Genomic DNA, 16,287 nt, shown 5'->3' with positions numbered 1-16,287 from the left:
TGGTAGTTCAGTTGGTTAGAATACCGGCCTGTCACGCCGGGGGTCGCGGGTTCGAGTCCCGTCCACTCCGCCACTTAATATCGACAACCTCGCTTATGCGAGGTTTTGTCAAATCTAGAATATGAAAATTCTATAGGGGTGTAGCTCCAATTGGCAGAGCAGCGGATTCCAAATCCGCGTGTTGGGAGTTCGAATCTCTCCACCCCTGCCATATATCAGGCTCTGGCTTAGGTCAGAGCCTTTTTTGTATCTGGTTTCTTCTCATTATTATAGCTTATTTCTACTCTTATCCCGTAAGTATGGCTTTCTGCTGTACTTTGGCTGCATTTAATCTACTGAACGAACGAAACTACAGTTAGCTGTAATGATCAGTGGCCCGAAATTTTAATAATAAAGGGGAATCACTATTTATATTTAGTTACACTCAACCGATCTGGATTAATGAGTAACTATGTATGGATATATCTCGTCGACGCTTTCTTCAATCATCCTTAGCAATCTCCGCGCTTGCCGTTCTACCTGCATGTTCTCTATCTAGGAGCACTAATAAGCAGGGGCAATATATATACGATATCACTGCAGAACCTTCTACTGCAGAATTGGTCCCTGGGTTTAACACAGACGTACTCGCATTTAATGGTTCGATTCCAGCGCCTGTGATTCGTTGTCGCCAAGGCGAGAAAGTTATAATTCGGTTTACTAACAAGCTTTCAGAGCCGACTACAATCCACTGGCATGGCTTGCGAATCCCTATTGAAATGGATGGTGTCCCTTTCTTGAGCCAGCAGCCTATCATGCCAGGTGAAACATTCGTTTATGAATTTACACCACCAGATGCGGGCACATTTTGGTATCACCCACATATGAATAGTGTGAAGCAGCTTGGTATGGGCTTAGTCGGGCTAATTGTCGTTGAAGAGGCAGAGCCGGTTCAGTTTGATGAAGAGCATGAAGTCGTCCTCAAGCATTGGCATTTAGACAAACTAGGTCAGTGGAAGAACCTTATGGTGCCGCGCTTGAGCGCTCGTATGGGGACTCCCGGAGAGTGGAGTAGCGTCAATGGTGTGCATGAACCTGTTTATACGCTGAAGCAGAATGCCACTACGCGATTAAGAATTGCTAATGTCGATAATACCATTACTTACCCGATCGCTATTGAAGGTGCAGAGGCTTGGGTTATTGCTATTGATGGTAATCCTGTTAAAGCGCCTTATAAGCTCACTCAGCACAAAATTGGTCCGGGAGTGAGGTTAGATATCGGATTGATTGCTCCGAAGGCTGGAACACGTGTTTATGTGCGTCAAATGAAAGGACGCTTCCCATTCCCTTTGTGCGAGTTTGACGTTGTTGAGTCTGACCTGTCGAACAACCAGAAACTGCCTTTATTACCTCTCAACCCTGTGCCAGATCTCGATTTGAAAAATGCAGAGCAAATCGATTATGTGTTTGAGTGGGAGGGGGCGATCACTCCTGCTGATCAATCGGGCAAAGCGATCCCCCAATTCTGGCTGATGAACAAACGGGCTTGGGAGGGAATGAGCAAAGATAATATTCCAGCGCCGCTTTCAACATTGGAGATTGGAAAAACCTATATCTTCAACCTAAAGAACGTCACCCAATATCATCATCCTATTCATCTTCATGGACACACATTTACGGTTCTTGAGTTAGATGGCAAAAAACTCGACGAACCGTTTCATACCGATACGGTCTTACTTGGAAAAAACGGCAGTGCGAAAGCGGCATTTGTTGCAGATAACCCAGGGCGTTGGATGTACCATTGTCATGTAATTGAACATATGAAGACGGGTTTGATGGGTTACATCGAAGTAAAGTGACTCCTGTAACTTTTAAAATCTTGATAAGTTTTAAGCGCTATACTTTGCTGAATTCTAAGATTGTATAATCACTATTGCCGTAAATTTGATTACAATGTCGCCATTAACTTTTCTGGGGGAATTATGGGACAACTATCCGTTTTGGGTTTTATTGCATTGGGTGGTGCATTTGGTGCATGTTCTCGTTACTTAATTTCTGAACTTTGTGTCATTTTATTGGGGCGTGGTTTTCCATATGGTACGTTAACCGTTAACGTTGTTGGCTCATTTATGATGGGCTTATTGATAGCAGCTTTCGATAATGAACTTTTGGCAACGGAACCTTGGCGACAAGTGATTGGCTTGGGTTTTTTAGGCGCACTAACGACGTTTTCCACCTTCTCGATGGATAATGTGTTGCTCATGCAGCAGGGCGCTTTCTTTAAGATGGGATTGAACGTATTGTTGAATGTCGTGTTAAGTATTTCAGCTGCGTGGATAGGCTTTCAATTATTGATGCGCAGCTAGCAAAGTAGTTAAAAATTGAACAGGTCGGCTTGGTTTCACCAAGCCGTTTTTATATACTGATATCACTTGTCGGAGTGCCATAAGGCTGAGACCGTTAATTCGGGATCCGTTGAACCTGATCAGATTAGAATCTGCGAAGGGAACAAGAGAAGATATTCACACCGGAGTTCTTTCTGGTTGACCTATCAAAAGTCGAATGTTGTTACAGGCAAATATCGTAAGCTTTAACTAGCCTTAATTTGACTCCTCTTGTCGCATCTATCCGCCAAGCATTTTTATCCAATTACTTTTTATCTAGTATAACAAAGCAAGGAAAAATGCTATGTCGAGTCGCAAACAAGCGAGACTGGAAGCAAAACAGTTCATTGATACACTCTCGGTACAACCGTACCCCAATTCAAGCAAAGTCTACGTAGAAGGCTCACGTCCAGATATTCGTGTACCAATGCGTGAAATATCACTCGCTGATAGCCTTATTGGAGGCACAAAAGAAGCGCCTATATTCGAACCTAATGAGCCAGTACGCGTTTACGATACGTCGGGTGTATACACAGATCCAGAGCACACCATAGACCTCTATAATGGCTTACCTAAGCTGAGAGAAGGGTGGATTGAAGAGCGCGCCGATACTGAGCTACTTGATGAAGTAAGCTCGGTGTACACCAAAGAACGCTTAGAAGACGAAACACTAGACGATCTTCGTTACGGTAATTTACCACGTATTCGACGTGCCAAAGATGGCCATTGTGTGACTCAATTGCACTATGCTCGCAAAGGTATTATTACCCCAGAAATGGAATATATCGCGCTGCGTGAAAACATGGGGCGTGCCAAGTATCGCGATGAAGTGCTGAATCAACAGCATCCGGGTCAAAGCTTCGGAGCGAACCTACCAAAAGATATTACCGCCGAATTCGTGCGCAAAGAAGTCGCCGAAGGTCGCGCTATTATCCCTTCCAATATTAACCACCCAGAATCCGAACCAATGATCATTGGACGTAACTTTTTGGTCAAAGTGAACGCAAACATCGGTAACTCATCGGTCACTTCTTCGATTGAGGAAGAAGTAGAGAAGCTCGTTTGGGCGACACGTTGGGGGGGCGATACCGTTATGGATCTCTCTACTGGACGCAATATTCATGAAACTCGCGAGTGGATTCTACGTAACAGTCCGGTTCCGATCGGTACCGTGCCAATGTACCAAGCGCTTGAGAAAGTGAACGGTGTTGCGGAAAACCTTAACTGGGAAGTGATGCGCGATACCCTGATTGAGCAAGCAGAGCAGGGCGTTGACTACTTTACTATCCATGCCGGTTTACTACTTCGTTATGTTCCAATGACTGCAAAACGTGTGACTGGTATCGTCTCTCGTGGTGGTTCTATCATCGCGAAATGGTGTTTAGCGCACCACCAAGAAAGCTTCTTATACACCCATTTCCGAGAGATCTGTGAAATCTGTGCTAAGTACGATGTTGCACTATCTCTTGGTGATGGTCTGCGTCCTGGCTCGGTTGCTGATGCTAACGATCAAGCGCAATTTGCAGAGCTTCGTACTCTTGGCGAATTGACCAAGGTTGCGTGGGAATACGACGTACAGGTGATTATTGAAGGCCCTGGTCATGTTCCAATGCATATGATCAAAGAGAACATGGAAGAGCAGTTAGAGCACTGTCATGAGGCTCCTTTCTATACCCTTGGTCCGCTGACGACAGACGTTGCTCCTGGTTACGACCATATTACTTCAGGCATCGGCGCTGCCATGATTGGTTGGTATGGCTGTGCAATGCTTTGCTACGTAACTCCTAAAGAGCATCTTGGCTTACCAAACAAAGAAGACGTGAAAGTAGGCATGATCACTTACAAGCTTGCTGCGCACGCCGCTGATTTAGCGAAAGGGCACCCTGGCGCTCAAGTTCGTGATAATGCGCTTTCTAAAGCTCGCTTCGAGTTCCGCTGGGAAGATCAATTTAACTTGTCGCTCGACCCAGATACTGCTCGTGCTTTCCATGATGAAACCTTGCCTCAAGAGTCCGGCAAAGTTGCTCACTTCTGTTCGATGTGTGGACCAAAGTTCTGCTCGATGAAGATCTCGCAAGAGGTACGAGAGTATGCGAAAGACACTGAGCAAGTTGTTGCGGACCAAGCTATATCGATCAAAATGCTGGATGATCCTCTTGAGGGGATGCGTCAGAAATCGCAAGAATTTAGAGAGTCAGGTTCTGAACTATACCACCCAGCAGCACATGCCGAGGTAAGTGACTAATGAGCAAAATCCTTATTCCGTCATCATTGATTGAACTGACTGGTTTAGTTCAGCAATGTTTGTTGTTGGCGAAAGAACAGGGTTTTAGCATCGAAGACATTGAGTTGGGTGTAAGCCCAACTCAATCTATTCAGCTTGTTCGCGACCAACAGACCACGCGCATAACGACAGATCTTATTGATGGTTATGACTCTGAGAATGAGAGTTCATTTGTGCTCTATTACCGCTCTGCTTTATCGGTAGAAGCGTGTGCTAAGCAACCGTCGAAAGCGATTTATATTGGCATTGCTGATACGCAAGTATCCGATGAAAAGGAGAAAGTGCTTCAGCTTGATATCTGGCGTCACCCAATTAATAACGAAGTGAGAGCGCTTTCCGTTAAGTCCAAATTCAACGCAATGTTCGCTCCCAAATATCACCTTGCTTGGATAGTAACGCTGACAGTACTCGATTTTCCTATCGAAGATGCGTTAACACTTGCTCGAGGAATGTTAACTCAACAAGCGAATGTTTCACGTGAAACACTGTTGAATGACAACCTTGACGAGGGACGAACTACTCAGTGGGCTGACCAATTTGATGATTTACCCACGCCTGTACTGGAGGATAACCGACTAGGTATTCAAGTTGGTTGGTCTGCACAAGGCGAGAGCGTTAGCTTTCCAACTCTAACTAAGCAAAGTCTGGGGCTCTATCCAGTCGTTGATGATGTTGCTTGGATTGAGCGTCTACTGCCACTAGGCATCAACACTATTCAACTGCGAATCAAGAACCCACAACAAGCCGATTTAGAACAACAGATCATTCGAGCAATTGAGCTAGGTCGTCAGTATCAAGCACAAGTGTTCATCAATGACTATTGGCAGTTGGCAATCAAGCATGGCGCTTATGGCGTTCACCTAGGACAAGAAGACATAGAAGAATCGAATTTGGCTCAGATAACTAAAGCCGGCATTCGTCTTGGTCTTTCTACGCATGGTTATTACGAACTACTTCGCATCGTACAAATTCATCCTAGCTACATCGCACTAGGGCATATTTTCCCAACCACCACAAAACAGATGCCATCGAAACCACAAGGTTTGGTGCGCTTGGCTTTGTATCAAAAGCTGATTGATAGCATTCCTTATACAAAAAATACAGAGGCTGCTTTCAGACCTGCAAAAGACAAAGCAGGTAGTGACTGTGTGCTTGGCTTTCCGACGGTCGCAATTGGTGGCATTGATCAATCTAATGCAGACCAAGTTTGGCAAACGGGTGTTTCTAGTTTGGCGGTTGTGCGTGCTATTACGTTGGCAGAATCACCTCAGTCCGTTATCGAGTTTTTTGCACAACTGATGAAGGAAAGACAACTAACGTTTACTGATCTGAATAGTGAATTTGCGGATACCAAGAGAGGCGAGCATGCTCACGAATAAGCAGTTTCTTCGTTATCAACGCCAAGTCGCTCTGCCTGAAATTGCCGAAATTGGGCAAGAGCGTTTGAGCAAATCGCATGTGCTGATCATCGGTTGTGGTGGATTAGGGAGCGCAGCGAGTTTGTACTTGGCATCAGCGGGTGTTGGTAAATTGGTTGTGGTCGATGACGATGAAGTTGATAGCAGTAACCTGCAACGCCAGATCATTTATCGTGAACAAGACCTCCAAGTTGCGAAAACAAAAGCGACTGTAAAGCAACTCACTGACCTTAATTCTATGGTTCAAATTCGTGCTCTCAATAAGCGATTAGACAAAGCACAGCTGCAGCTTGAGGTGATGCTAGCGGATGTGGTGCTCGACTGCACCGATAACATGCCAACGCGCCAGCTCATTAACCAAGTTTGTTTCGAGCAAAATACGCCACTCATTTCAGCAGCGGCAATTGGTTGGCAAGGACAATTCGCTGTCTTTGATTACCAAACACCAAGTGAACAAGAAGCGCAGAGTAAAGCGTGTTACCGCTGTTTGTATCCGTTCGACGAATTACCACAAAGTCAAAAATGCAGTGAGAGCGGTGTCGTCGGTCCGGTGGTAGGCACACTTGGTAACTACCAGGCGATAGCGGCAATTCAAAAACTAGCGACGGGAAAGTTTCATGTCGAGACTGCTAAGTTACACCTATTTGATGGATTGAAATTGCAATGGCAAACCATGGCGATAAGCAAAGACAAACAGTGCCAAGTGTGTGCTCAGATTTAGCTTACGAGTAATGGGCAGAATTAAGAGAGTTGGAAGCAATGACGTTATCAGAACAACAAACAACACAAATGACCGCTGCTGATTTAGATGTGATCACTATTGTCATCAATGACCAGTCACATCAAGTTGCCAGTGAGTCGAACCTACAGCAAATCATTAGTCAATTTGCGCTACCCGAAATGGGCTGTGTTTTTGCAATTAATAACAATGTTGTGCCGCGCAGTGAGTGGGCTAGCACAGTTCTTTCACAGGGAGATAGCATCTCTTTGTTTCAAGCGATCGCAGGGGGTTAAAGTCGATGCTTAAAATTGGTGATAAACAATTCGAATCAAGACTGTTCACGGGAACAGGGAAGTTTGCCAACAGTCGATTAATGGCAGAAGCGATTCAAGTATCGGGTTCTCAACTTGCGACCATGGCGTTGAAGCGTGTGGATGTGAACGACCAACAAGACGATATTTTGCTGCCGTTAGTACAAGCGGGCGTGAACTTATTGCCGAACACCTCAGGTGCAAAGAATGCTAAAGATGCTGTGTTTGCAGCACAATTGGCGAGAGAAGCGTTAGGTACAAACTGGCTAAAACTGGAAATTCACCCAGACCCGAAGTACTTGATGCCCGATCCAATTGAGACGCTTGCGGCCGCTGAACAACTGGTTCGTGAAGGCTTCATTGTCCTTCCTTACTGTCATGCTGACCCGGTTCTGTGTAAACGATTGGAAGAGGTTGGCTGCTCTGCTGTCATGCCATTAGGTGCTCCGATTGGTTCCAACAAAGGGATAGTTTCTCACGATTTCCTAGAGATCATCATCGACCAAGCTAATGTTCCTGTCATTGTTGATGCGGGTATTGGCGCACCTTCACATGCCGCGCGTGCGATGGAAATGGGCGCGGATGCCGTGCTCGTTAATACTGCGATTGCAGCTTCGAGCGATCCCGTTGCGATGGCGAAGGCATTTAAGTTGGCGGTAGAGTCGGGGCGTATGGCTTATGAAGCCGGACTTGCTGGTAAGGTTTCTCATGCGGTTGCGTCGAGTCCACTGACGTCATTCCTAGATGAGCTTTAGCCCTAGATTGATTTAGCTAATAAGCGAGGAAAACATGAGCTTCGTTGAACAATTTAAGCAGCTTAATTGGGATGACATTTCGATGTCTATCTATGCGAAAACGGCACAAGATGTTGAGCGAGCATTGAATAAACCCAAACGTGATTTGGAAGACTTTAAAGCGCTAATTTCACCAGCTGCTGAAGCGTACTTAGAGCAGATGGCACAACTGTCATACTCGGCCACTCGCAAGCGTTTTGGTAATACCATGTCGCTTTATATTCCATTGTACCTTTCTAACTTGTGCGCCAATGTTTGTACTTATTGCGGCTTCTCAATGGAGAATAGAATCAAGCGTCGTACCTTGAATCGAGACGAAGTGGCAGCAGAAGTCGAAGCCATCAAGCGCATGAAGTTTGATAGCGTATTGCTGGTGACTGGCGAGCACGAAACTAAAGTGGGTATGAAATACTTCCGCGAAATGGTGCCGATGATTAAGCAACGTTTTAACTATTTGGCGATGGAAGTACAGCCACTTGATCAAGACGAATACGCTGAGCTCAAGACATTGGGTTTGGATGCGGTGATGGTCTATCAAGAAACGTATCATCCTTCGACTTACGCCGAGCACCATTTGCGTGGCAATAAGATGGATTTCGAATACCGATTGGATACACCCGACCGTCTTGCAAAGGCGGGCATCGATAAGATCGGTATTGGCGCTTTGATAGGGTTGGAAGAGTGGCGTACCGACTGTTTTTATGTGGCAGCGCACTTGGACTATCTTGAGCGCACATATTGGCAGACTCGTTACTCAATTTCTTTCCCACGTTTACGTCCCTGTGAGGGCGCGCTCCAACCAAAATCAGTCATGACGGATAAGCAGCTTGTGCAGTTGATTTGCGCTTATCGCTTGTTGAATCCAGAAGTGGAGTTGTCATTATCGACTCGTGAATCACCAAAGTTCAGAGACAATGCATTACCGTTAGGCATCACCAGTATGTCTGCTGCATCTAAAACTCAGCCGGGTGGATATGCGATGGATGATGTTGAACTCGAGCAGTTTGAGATCAGTGATGAGCGAAGTGCGGGTTCTGTGGAAGATATGATTCGAGCCAAAGGCTTTGACCCTGTATGGCGAGATTGGCACTCAGCGTATTCTGGTTAAGTAGCAAAGAAAGCTACTGGTCATCGTTATGTTTCACGTGAAACATAGGCAAAAAAAGAGGGTTGATGCAAAACATCAACCCTCTACTTTTTTCTAGCTTCTAGCTTCTAGCTTCTAGCTTCTAGCTTCTAGCTGTGTGCTACTGGTAGCGTTGCTTGACGAAGCCACTCTTTCACATCACCCTCAACAAGTGGGCTGATCTCATCCCATACCTTCTGATGGTAATCATTCAACCAAGCAAGCTCTGGACGAGTTAGCATATCAACATTGATGTTGCGCTTGTCGATTGGACAGCGTGTTAGCGACTCGAATGACAGAACAGGGAAGTCACCGTTAGTTGGGGTTTCAACAACAAGCTCTAGGTTCTCGATACGGATACCAAACGCATCCGCACGGTAGTAACCTGGCTCGTTGGACAGCACCATGCCTTCTGTTAGAGGCACGTCGATTTGCTTCTTCGAAATGCTTGCTGGACCTTCATGAACACTTAGGAAGTGACCAACACCGTGACCAGTACCGTGATCGTAATCGTAGCCCTCCGCCCACAGGTGCTGACGAGCTAGCGTATCGATTTGGTAACCACGTGTGCCTTTCGGGAAACGTGCACGTGCAACACCGATGTGGCCTTTTAGCGCGAGAGTGAATTGTTTAATCATCTCTTGTGAAGGCTGACCGATCGCGATGGTACGCGTGATGTCTGTCGTGCCATCTAGGTACTGACCGCCTGAATCCACTAGGTAAAGTGTGTTCAGTTCTAGCTTGCCAGGTTCAGGTTGGTTCTCGTGATTATAGTGACACATCGCCGCGTTGCCACCTGCTGCCGAGATAGTATCGAAGCTAAGATCCATAAGTGTCGGGTCTTCGCTGCGGAACGCTTCCAGTTTGTCTGCCAGCGTCGCTTCATCATGCAGGTTACCCGCAACGACTTCAGCATCTAACCAAGAAAGGAACTTACTCATCGCTACGCCATCACGGATATGACATGCTTTCATGCCTGCGATTTCAACAGCGTTCTTTGCTGCTTTTGGCATTAGGCATGGATCAGCTTTACTCACCACAGATGCGCCAGCGTTTTGTAGAACCAGCTTAAACCACGCGTTACTTGTCGCAGGGTCAACCAGTACATTCTTGCCAGTTAGGTTTTCTAGTCGTGCTTGCAATGCTTCTGGGTGATGAACCGTCACGCCGGCACCAACATGAGCGTCAAACTCAGCAGGTAGGCGAGCAGGATCTAGGAAGTATTCCACGCTTGAGTCTGAGTGCAGAATCGCGTGAGAAAGCAGAACTGGTAGACGTGAGACATCTAGACCACGAACGTTGAGCAACCAACAGATAGAATCAAGTGCTGTGATCACTGCGCTGTCTGCACCGGCTTTTTTCACGAGCTCTGCGATTTCTTGGCGTTTGCTTTCACTTGACTGACCAACTGCTTCTGTTGCCATTAGGCGAACATCAGAAACCACAGGAGCAGGGCGGTCGTGCCACAGTTCATCAATTGGGTTGCTATCGAGAATCTTAAGCTCAAGGGCACCTGCAAGTTTTGCTTGTGCCATGTCTAGCCAAGCAGCGTTGTGCATGCGAGGGTCGATTGCCACAGACGCGCCATTTGCAAGATGGTCTTTAATCCAATCTAGTGCAGGCTCTTCAATCAAGTGACGGTATTCGAATAGATCAGCAGGAACCTGCTTTGTTACTTGTACTGTGTAGCGACCATCAACAAAGATAGCGGCTTTGTCTTTGGTGATTACCGCAGCACCAGCAGAACCGGTAAAGCCAGTTAGCCAATGTAAACGCTCGTTGTGCGCTGGTACGTATTCACCCAAGTACTCGTCTTCATGAGGGACAAGTAGGGCATCAATATTATGTTGTGCTAGCCATTCGCGAATTGCATTCACGCGGCTTTGGGTATCGTTGTGCATCTGTGTTATTCCTTCAAATTACCGCTCCTTCATGCTCAGGTGTGGGAGCTGTTTCCATCTGCTTCATGCAGTTTACGATTCCATTGAGGTTCGCAATCACTTCAATAGAGTCGGAGTACAACTAGGCCATAGATGAGCCAAAAAGGACTACGACAGTTAAGCTACTCATTTTAGCCGCTAAGCGCAAATTGAGTGCGGTGTTTTTATCTAAGGTGATCGGTTTTTTGTGTGATCATCGTACGTAGCCAGCCTAATGCAGGGTCGTTTTCTCTATCTCGGTGCCAGAATAAAGTGTAAGCCATAGGTGGGAATTCTAACGGTAGTGGCAGCACGACCAAATCAAGCTGTTTGGCCGCAAGTTGCACAAAATGACTTGGCGCAGTAAAGATAAAGTCGGTGTATGAACATAAACTTGCGGCACTGTTAAAGTCGGGCACGGTGACGGCAATATCGCGGTCGGCGCCAATATCTGCAAGGCGATAATCCAGCAACCAACGGTCGTTGCCATCACAACGTACTTGTACATGGCGTAGGGCGAGATAGGCTTCCAGATTCCAAGGTTGTTTTAGCGCAGGGTGGTTTTTGCGAATGATGCACATTTGGTAATCACGATAAATTTCCAACTCGCAAATGTCATCGGGTGGTTGAAGAGTCAGCTTGGCATCGTTTATATCGATATCTTTTCCAGTTAAGCCTAAATCCAGTTCGCCGCGTTGAAGCATTTTAAATGTATTATCCGACCACGGGTGTGTGCTAATTGTCACGCCAGGTGCTTGTTGAAAAATCGCCGGTAAGAAATGGGGTAGAATGAGAGGGTAGACACTCTCTACCGCTGCTATTTGAAAACGGTATTCGCTGCTTTGCGGAGAAAACTCTTCGGGTTGAGTCAGCACTTCTAACTGATTTATCAACAGATCCAGTTTCGGTTTAAGAAACAATGCGCGCGGCGTAGGTGTTAATCCATGTGAGTTTCGAGTGAAAAGCGGGTCATCAAATTGAATGCGCAGTTTAGCCAGTGATTTACTTACGGCGGATTGGCTTAAGCACAATCGGTGGGCCGCACGAGTAACGTTTAACTCTTCAATCAGCACTTTAAAGCAGACCAATAGATTTAAATCGATACGAGCCAGTTTTTCGACGTTCACAGTGAATTTCCTCTGAGGAATAATGCTCATGATTATACATCATTTCCATTCATATCATCAGATGATTAAGCTTTACCCAAAGTTCTTTATCCAATTCGGAGTGTTGTGTGTCTAGCCAGTTTTCTAATAGTAAAAAACAGATGGCGTTATTGACCCTTTTGGTTCTTTTCAGTCCTTTAGCGATTGATATTTATCTACCTGCTTTACCTCTTATTGCTTCCACTTTTCAGGTCGATAATGCGCTAGCACAAGACACGATCACTTGGTTCTTATTTGCTATGGGTGTTGGTCAGCTATTCGCAGGTCCCCTAGCAGATAAACTCGGACGTCGAACTGTTGCACTGGGCGGTATCACCATTTACGCGATGAGCGCTTTATTGGCGTGGAGTGCTCAAAATATTGAGTGGATGTTGGTTTCCCGACTGCTACAAGGCTTAGGTGCGTGTGCGACATCGGTAGCAGCCTTTGCAACAGTTCGCGATATCTTTGGCCCGGAAAAAAGCGGCAAAATGATCAGCTACCTTAATGGTGCGATTTGTTTCATTCCGGCTTTAGCTCCAATTCTAGGTAGCTGGTTAACTCAGCAATTTGACTGGCGTGCTAACTTTAGCTTTATGGCGGGTTTTGCTGTGGTGTCTGGATCATTGATGTTTTTCATGATGAAAGAGACTAACCCGTCAACAGAAAAGCAAGCCGTGTTTAAGCTTAGTCGGTATTGGGCAGTGCTTAGCACACCATCTTTTGTTTTCCATGCGTCATTATGCTTGATGGCGATGGCGGTTATTCTTGCTTACGTTACCTCAGCACCGTCGGTATTGATGACGGGGATGGGGCTGTCGATGAATGAATTCACTTTCTGGTTTGGTGTAAATGCGGTGATAAACATTGCGGCATGTATGCTGGCGCCTAAGTTTATGGAGCGCGTTGGAACTCACAACACCTTGGTCACCGGGATCTCAACTCTGGGCCTCGCAGGTGTGATCATGCTAGTGATGAATGGTCAGAATACCGCGCTTTCTTTCATGCTACCTATCTTCATGTCTTCTGTAGGTTTTGCATTCATTCTGGGTGCAGCGGCAGGGAAAGCGTTAGAACCGTTTGGTGATAAGGCGGGCACGGCAGCTGCACTGCTTGGATTGTTCCAAATGAGTGGCTCTGGTTTGCTGGTGGGTACACTGCAACGCTTATCTCTGGATCCACAAACCTTGATCGCAATTCATATGTGGGTCCTATTACCTGCGTTGGTCGTTCTGTTTACAAAAGCAGGGAAGAACTGGCACTCGAGCTTTGCGAAAGCGTAAATCAGTGTAATTTAGTATTTTCCAATGTAAGTAAGGCGTGTATATTTGTCACTCAGACTTTTCCTGACACCATAACGGAACTCAAAAAGTAATGTCGTTAACCACGTATGAAATGGCTCGTATTCTAGAGCAAATGGAAGATTCACCAGAAAAGGTGATGTTTGGCAAGTTGCTTAATGAGCTGGGTAATCAAAGCTCCGAGCGTATTCGTAGTGCGGCTAAACAAGTACCTCTGCCAATTTTGCGTGATATCGTGTACCAATTTCAGCAAGTGATTGAGTCACGCAAAGATGAACAAGTCGAGCAGATGGCAAAAGACCTCGCTCAGCAAGGTATCTCAGCAGAAGAGCTACTGGCTTACTTGAATAAATAATAAAAAATCCCCGCATGATGCGGGGATTTTTTTAGCTCGTCATTTTCTTTTTCAGGATGTGGTCCCAAGACAGCGGTCCTGGCCCCCATACGATTATGATAAGAATCATCAATCCCCAAAGTTGGTGGTCATAAAAACCTTTCTCCCACAACAGTGGGTAAGAGATCACTGCGATGATGTTGAACACAAACAGCATTGCTGCCATCGGGCGGGTAATCAATCCTAGTGCCAAGAACACCGGTAGAACCAACTCCGCAGCCGTACCTAAATAAGCCGCCAATTCCCATGGCAAGATTGGCACTTGGTATTCCAGCTCAAATAAGTACAGCGTGCTATCCCAAGATGAGATTTTGATTAGTCCTGAATTGAAGAACACCCAAGCAACCCAAAAGCGGCAAAAGAGAAGTAGTAAAGGGACAAAGCCAGCTTGTAAGGTACTGATTAAATCGTCGTACCGATTCACTAAGTTTTTAACCGTATCCGTCATAGAGTGCTCCTTAGATTGATTGCAATGTAAAGCCGTCAACAATATCGAGTGCCATGATGCGATTGAGATGAGCGAGTAAAACTTCAGGTATTTCGCTCAAACTCTGCTTCTGCTCTAAACATTGCAGCAGTTGGAACACATCAGCATCGAGTGCGTGACACAAGGCTTCTCCATTGGCTTGAATCGAGATGACACCTTGCTGTAATTGGTTGATATTAAGTTGTTCGAATTGCCCAGTTTGAATCGCGCTAAATAGATCGAATACTGCGTAGTTGGAGTCAAAGCTGCGGCAGCCCTTTTTAAGGTGTAAGATTAAAGTGGGTTGTTGCTCTTCACTCACTTCGCCAAGTAACGCAAGCGGTTTTAATTCCGCTGCATTGGATTGCTCATACTGTGCTTGACGAGCTAGGTCGATATGCCACTCGAAGCGTGCGACTTCAGGGCTGTAAGGTGCTTGTGCGATCACCTGACTGAACTGCATGATGGTGTCTTGAAAGCCTTCGCCATAATGCACCACATTTCCTTCTTCTAATGGGTAAGAAAGAACATGCTGGCGAGCTATCTGTTCAAAGCATTCTTCACCAAGCAGCGCTTCAACCATCGGGTAGGTCGCGGATAATACCTCGCTTAAGCTGACGATAAAGTTATTGCGGTAAATCTGCATGCGTTCATCAGCGGTAAACGTATCACTGGCAATATCGCAATCTTCGCCGAGTGCTTGATAGTGTAGGGCTTTAGCAAACTGGCTTTGTAAGGTGGCTAGATTCATGATGCCTTCCTTGGTTCGCTTTGCTCACTTGGAAGTGTGCCTTGCAACAGTAGTTGCGATGCTTTCTGTGCTTCTCCTAATAAGACTTCTGGCGCGGGGATATCCAAATCCCATTCAATCAACGTATGACGTGGACCGTGTTTTTTTGTCCACTGTGAAAACAACTGCCAAACTTCATCGCTAACTGGGCGGCTATGGGTATCAATCCATATCTCACCGTTGTCGAGTTGTTTAATGGTAAAACCTGCCAAGTGAATCTCATCCACTTTGTCGGCTGGAATCGCATCTAGGTATGTGTCGCAATCAAAACCGTGGTTGAACGCCGAAACATAAACATTGTTTAAATCGAGCAATAAACGACAGTCAGTGCGCTTTTGCACTTCGGTAAGAAACTCCCATTCGCTGATGGTCGAATGTTGAAACTTCACATAACTAGATGGGTTCTCTATCAAGATCTCGCGTTGCAAATAATCCTGCACTTCATTCACGTTACGAATGAACACGTTGAGCGCTTCTTCCGTATACGGAAGTGGAAGCAGGTCATTAAAGTAGTGACCGCCGTTTTCACTCCAACTTAAATGGTCAGAAACAAGGATTGGGTCGATTGAGTCAATCAGTGCTTTAAGTTGCGCAAGATGCTTTTGACTAACACGTTCCACCGAACCTAACGACAAACCAATACCGTGGCAGCTAATTTGATATTGCTCGCGAAGCGTTTGTAGTTGATGACGCTCTGCTGCATTGGGTTGGAAATAGTTTTCACTGTGGATTTCTAACCAAGACAACTCGGGTTGGTTTTGGCTAAAGTAATCGAGGTGAGGGGTTCTTAATCCAACTCCAACAAGGTCGTGGAAGGTGTGGTGTTTCACGTGAAACTCCTTTTCAAATCGTGCGGGAAGAGAAGGATGCGTCTTGGCTTTGCGTTGGTTGAGCGTCAACGCATCCTCACAATAGCTAGCGATAAAAGATTATGAAGAAGAAGTGCTACCGCCAGCGAGCTTGTCACAAAGACCTTTTGGTACGACTACGAATGCGTCTTTTTGGTTATCTTCTTTAGAAGTACCAGCGCATGAGCTGCTTTTTGTTGCACAGTCGTTTTTACCCGCTTTAGAAACGCCATAGCACTTTTCTTTTTCAGCAGCGATAGCTGGAGCTGCAGTTAGCATTGTGCCACCAAGAGCTAGAAGACCAGTAACAGCAGCAGTAACAGCTAGATTCGACTTTTTCATAATAAATTCCTCTGAATGATTTCCTTTACTTTAAGTTGGCAAGATGAATCGCCTGTTTTGGCGTT

At 45.9% G+C, this 16,287-nt stretch carries 16 protein-coding genes, 1 tRNA gene and 1 riboswitch; of the genes, 11 read left to right on the top strand and 6 right to left on the bottom strand.

What is annotated here, in order from left to right:
* The first annotated feature begins 134 nt into the window (after positions 1 to 134).
* From MTF70_RS23430 to thiH, 9 genes are all read left to right on the top strand, one after another.
* Positions 135 to 211: transfer RNA gene (locus tag MTF70_RS23430), tRNA-Trp, on the top strand.
* Between the two features lie 244 nt (positions 212 to 455).
* On the top strand, positions 456 to 1,838 hold the full coding sequence (locus MTF70_RS23425) for a multicopper oxidase family protein (RefSeq protein ID WP_248394437.1): 1,383 nt from the start codon (positions 456 to 458) through the stop codon (positions 1,836 to 1,838).
* Between the two features lie 123 nt (positions 1,839 to 1,961).
* Positions 1,962 to 2,345: a fluoride efflux transporter CrcB gene (crcB, locus tag MTF70_RS23420; protein WP_005378811.1), complete on the top strand. Its 384-nt coding sequence runs from the start codon at positions 1,962 to 1,964 to the stop codon at positions 2,343 to 2,345.
* Positions 2,346 to 2,405: 60 nt separating this feature from the next.
* Positions 2,406 to 2,504: riboswitch (TPP riboswitch) on the top strand.
* Between the two features lie 163 nt (positions 2,505 to 2,667).
* Positions 2,668 to 4,608 (top strand): phosphomethylpyrimidine synthase ThiC, encoded by a 1,941-nt coding sequence (gene thiC, locus MTF70_RS23415; RefSeq protein ID WP_025768960.1) that lies wholly within the window; start codon positions 2,668 to 2,670, stop codon positions 4,606 to 4,608.
* Positions 4,608 to 6,026 (top strand): thiamine phosphate synthase, encoded by a 1,419-nt coding sequence (locus MTF70_RS23410; RefSeq protein WP_025768961.1) that lies wholly within the window; start codon positions 4,608 to 4,610, stop codon positions 6,024 to 6,026. Before thiC ends, MTF70_RS23410 begins: the two co-directional genes overlap by 1 nt.
* Entirely contained in the window at positions 6,013 to 6,786 is a 774-nt protein-coding gene (locus tag MTF70_RS23405; protein WP_025768962.1) for a HesA/MoeB/ThiF family protein, read from the top strand. The genes MTF70_RS23410 and MTF70_RS23405 overlap by 14 nt, the downstream gene beginning before the upstream one ends.
* Before the next feature lie 38 nt (positions 6,787 to 6,824).
* Positions 6,825 to 7,079 carry a sulfur carrier protein ThiS gene (thiS, locus tag MTF70_RS23400; RefSeq protein ID WP_005378804.1) on the top strand — a complete coding sequence of 85 codons (255 nt, stop codon included), beginning with the start codon at positions 6,825 to 6,827 and terminating at the stop codon, positions 7,077 to 7,079.
* Positions 7,080 to 7,084: 5 nt separating this feature from the next.
* Positions 7,085 to 7,852, top strand: coding sequence for a thiazole synthase (locus MTF70_RS23395; protein WP_054866621.1), 768 nt, complete (start codon positions 7,085 to 7,087; stop codon positions 7,850 to 7,852).
* Positions 7,853 to 7,886: 34 nt separating this feature from the next.
* On the top strand, positions 7,887 to 8,999 hold the full coding sequence (gene thiH / locus MTF70_RS23390; protein WP_054866611.1) for a 2-iminoacetate synthase ThiH: 1,113 nt from the start codon (positions 7,887 to 7,889) through the stop codon (positions 8,997 to 8,999).
* A 128-nt stretch (positions 9,000 to 9,127) separates the two neighbouring features.
* On the opposite strand, the gene MTF70_RS23385 is transcribed toward thiH, so the two are convergent.
* Together MTF70_RS23385 and MTF70_RS23380 are read right to left on the bottom strand one after the other, a co-directional pair.
* The gene (locus tag MTF70_RS23385; protein ID WP_151514364.1) at positions 9,128 to 10,918 is read right to left on the bottom strand and encodes an aminopeptidase P family protein; all 1,791 of its coding nucleotides are present in this window, start codon (positions 10,916 to 10,918) and stop codon (positions 9,128 to 9,130) included.
* A 203-nt stretch (positions 10,919 to 11,121) separates the two neighbouring features.
* Complete coding sequence (locus tag MTF70_RS23380) at positions 11,122 to 12,063, bottom strand: LysR family transcriptional regulator (RefSeq protein ID WP_005378791.1); 942 nt, start codon at positions 12,061 to 12,063, stop codon at positions 11,122 to 11,124.
* 107 nt (positions 12,064 to 12,170) lie between these two features.
* Between MTF70_RS23380 and MTF70_RS23375 the strand changes: the two genes are divergently transcribed.
* Positions 12,171 to 13,364 carry a multidrug effflux MFS transporter gene (locus MTF70_RS23375; protein ID WP_005382927.1) on the top strand — a complete coding sequence of 398 codons (1,194 nt, stop codon included), beginning with the start codon at positions 12,171 to 12,173 and terminating at the stop codon, positions 13,362 to 13,364.
* A gap of 91 nt (positions 13,365 to 13,455) precedes the next feature.
* Positions 13,456 to 13,737, top strand: a complete 282-nt coding sequence (locus MTF70_RS23370) for a hypothetical protein (protein WP_005378786.1) — start codon at positions 13,456 to 13,458, stop codon at positions 13,735 to 13,737.
* Positions 13,738 to 13,768: 31 nt separating this feature from the next.
* Here the strand turns inward: MTF70_RS23370 and MTF70_RS23365 are convergent, their stop codons facing one another.
* The 4 genes from MTF70_RS23365 to MTF70_RS23350 form a co-directional block, all read right to left on the bottom strand.
* Entirely contained in the window at positions 13,769 to 14,224 is a 456-nt protein-coding gene (locus MTF70_RS23365) for a DoxX family protein (protein WP_248394435.1), read from the bottom strand.
* Positions 14,225 to 14,234: 10 nt separating this feature from the next.
* Entirely contained in the window at positions 14,235 to 14,993 is a 759-nt protein-coding gene (locus MTF70_RS23360; protein ID WP_054866613.1) for a DNA-binding domain-containing protein, read from the bottom strand.
* Positions 14,990 to 15,862 carry a DUF692 domain-containing protein gene (locus MTF70_RS23355; RefSeq protein ID WP_205461612.1) on the bottom strand — a complete coding sequence of 291 codons (873 nt, stop codon included), beginning with the start codon at positions 15,860 to 15,862 and terminating at the stop codon, positions 14,990 to 14,992. The genes MTF70_RS23360 and MTF70_RS23355 overlap by 4 nt, the downstream gene beginning before the upstream one ends.
* A gap of 99 nt (positions 15,863 to 15,961) precedes the next feature.
* Complete coding sequence (locus MTF70_RS23350) at positions 15,962 to 16,222, bottom strand: DUF2282 domain-containing protein (RefSeq protein WP_205461611.1); 261 nt, start codon at positions 16,220 to 16,222, stop codon at positions 15,962 to 15,964.
* Between the last annotated feature and the right edge of the window lie 65 nt (positions 16,223 to 16,287).

The organism is Vibrio sp. 2CM40D (assembly GCF_023161825.1).
Classification (GTDB): domain Bacteria; phylum Pseudomonadota; class Gammaproteobacteria; order Enterobacterales; family Vibrionaceae; genus Vibrio; species Vibrio alginolyticus.
Note: the sequence above shows the minus strand (reverse complement) of the source record. Positions and strands in the feature narration are given on the sequence as shown.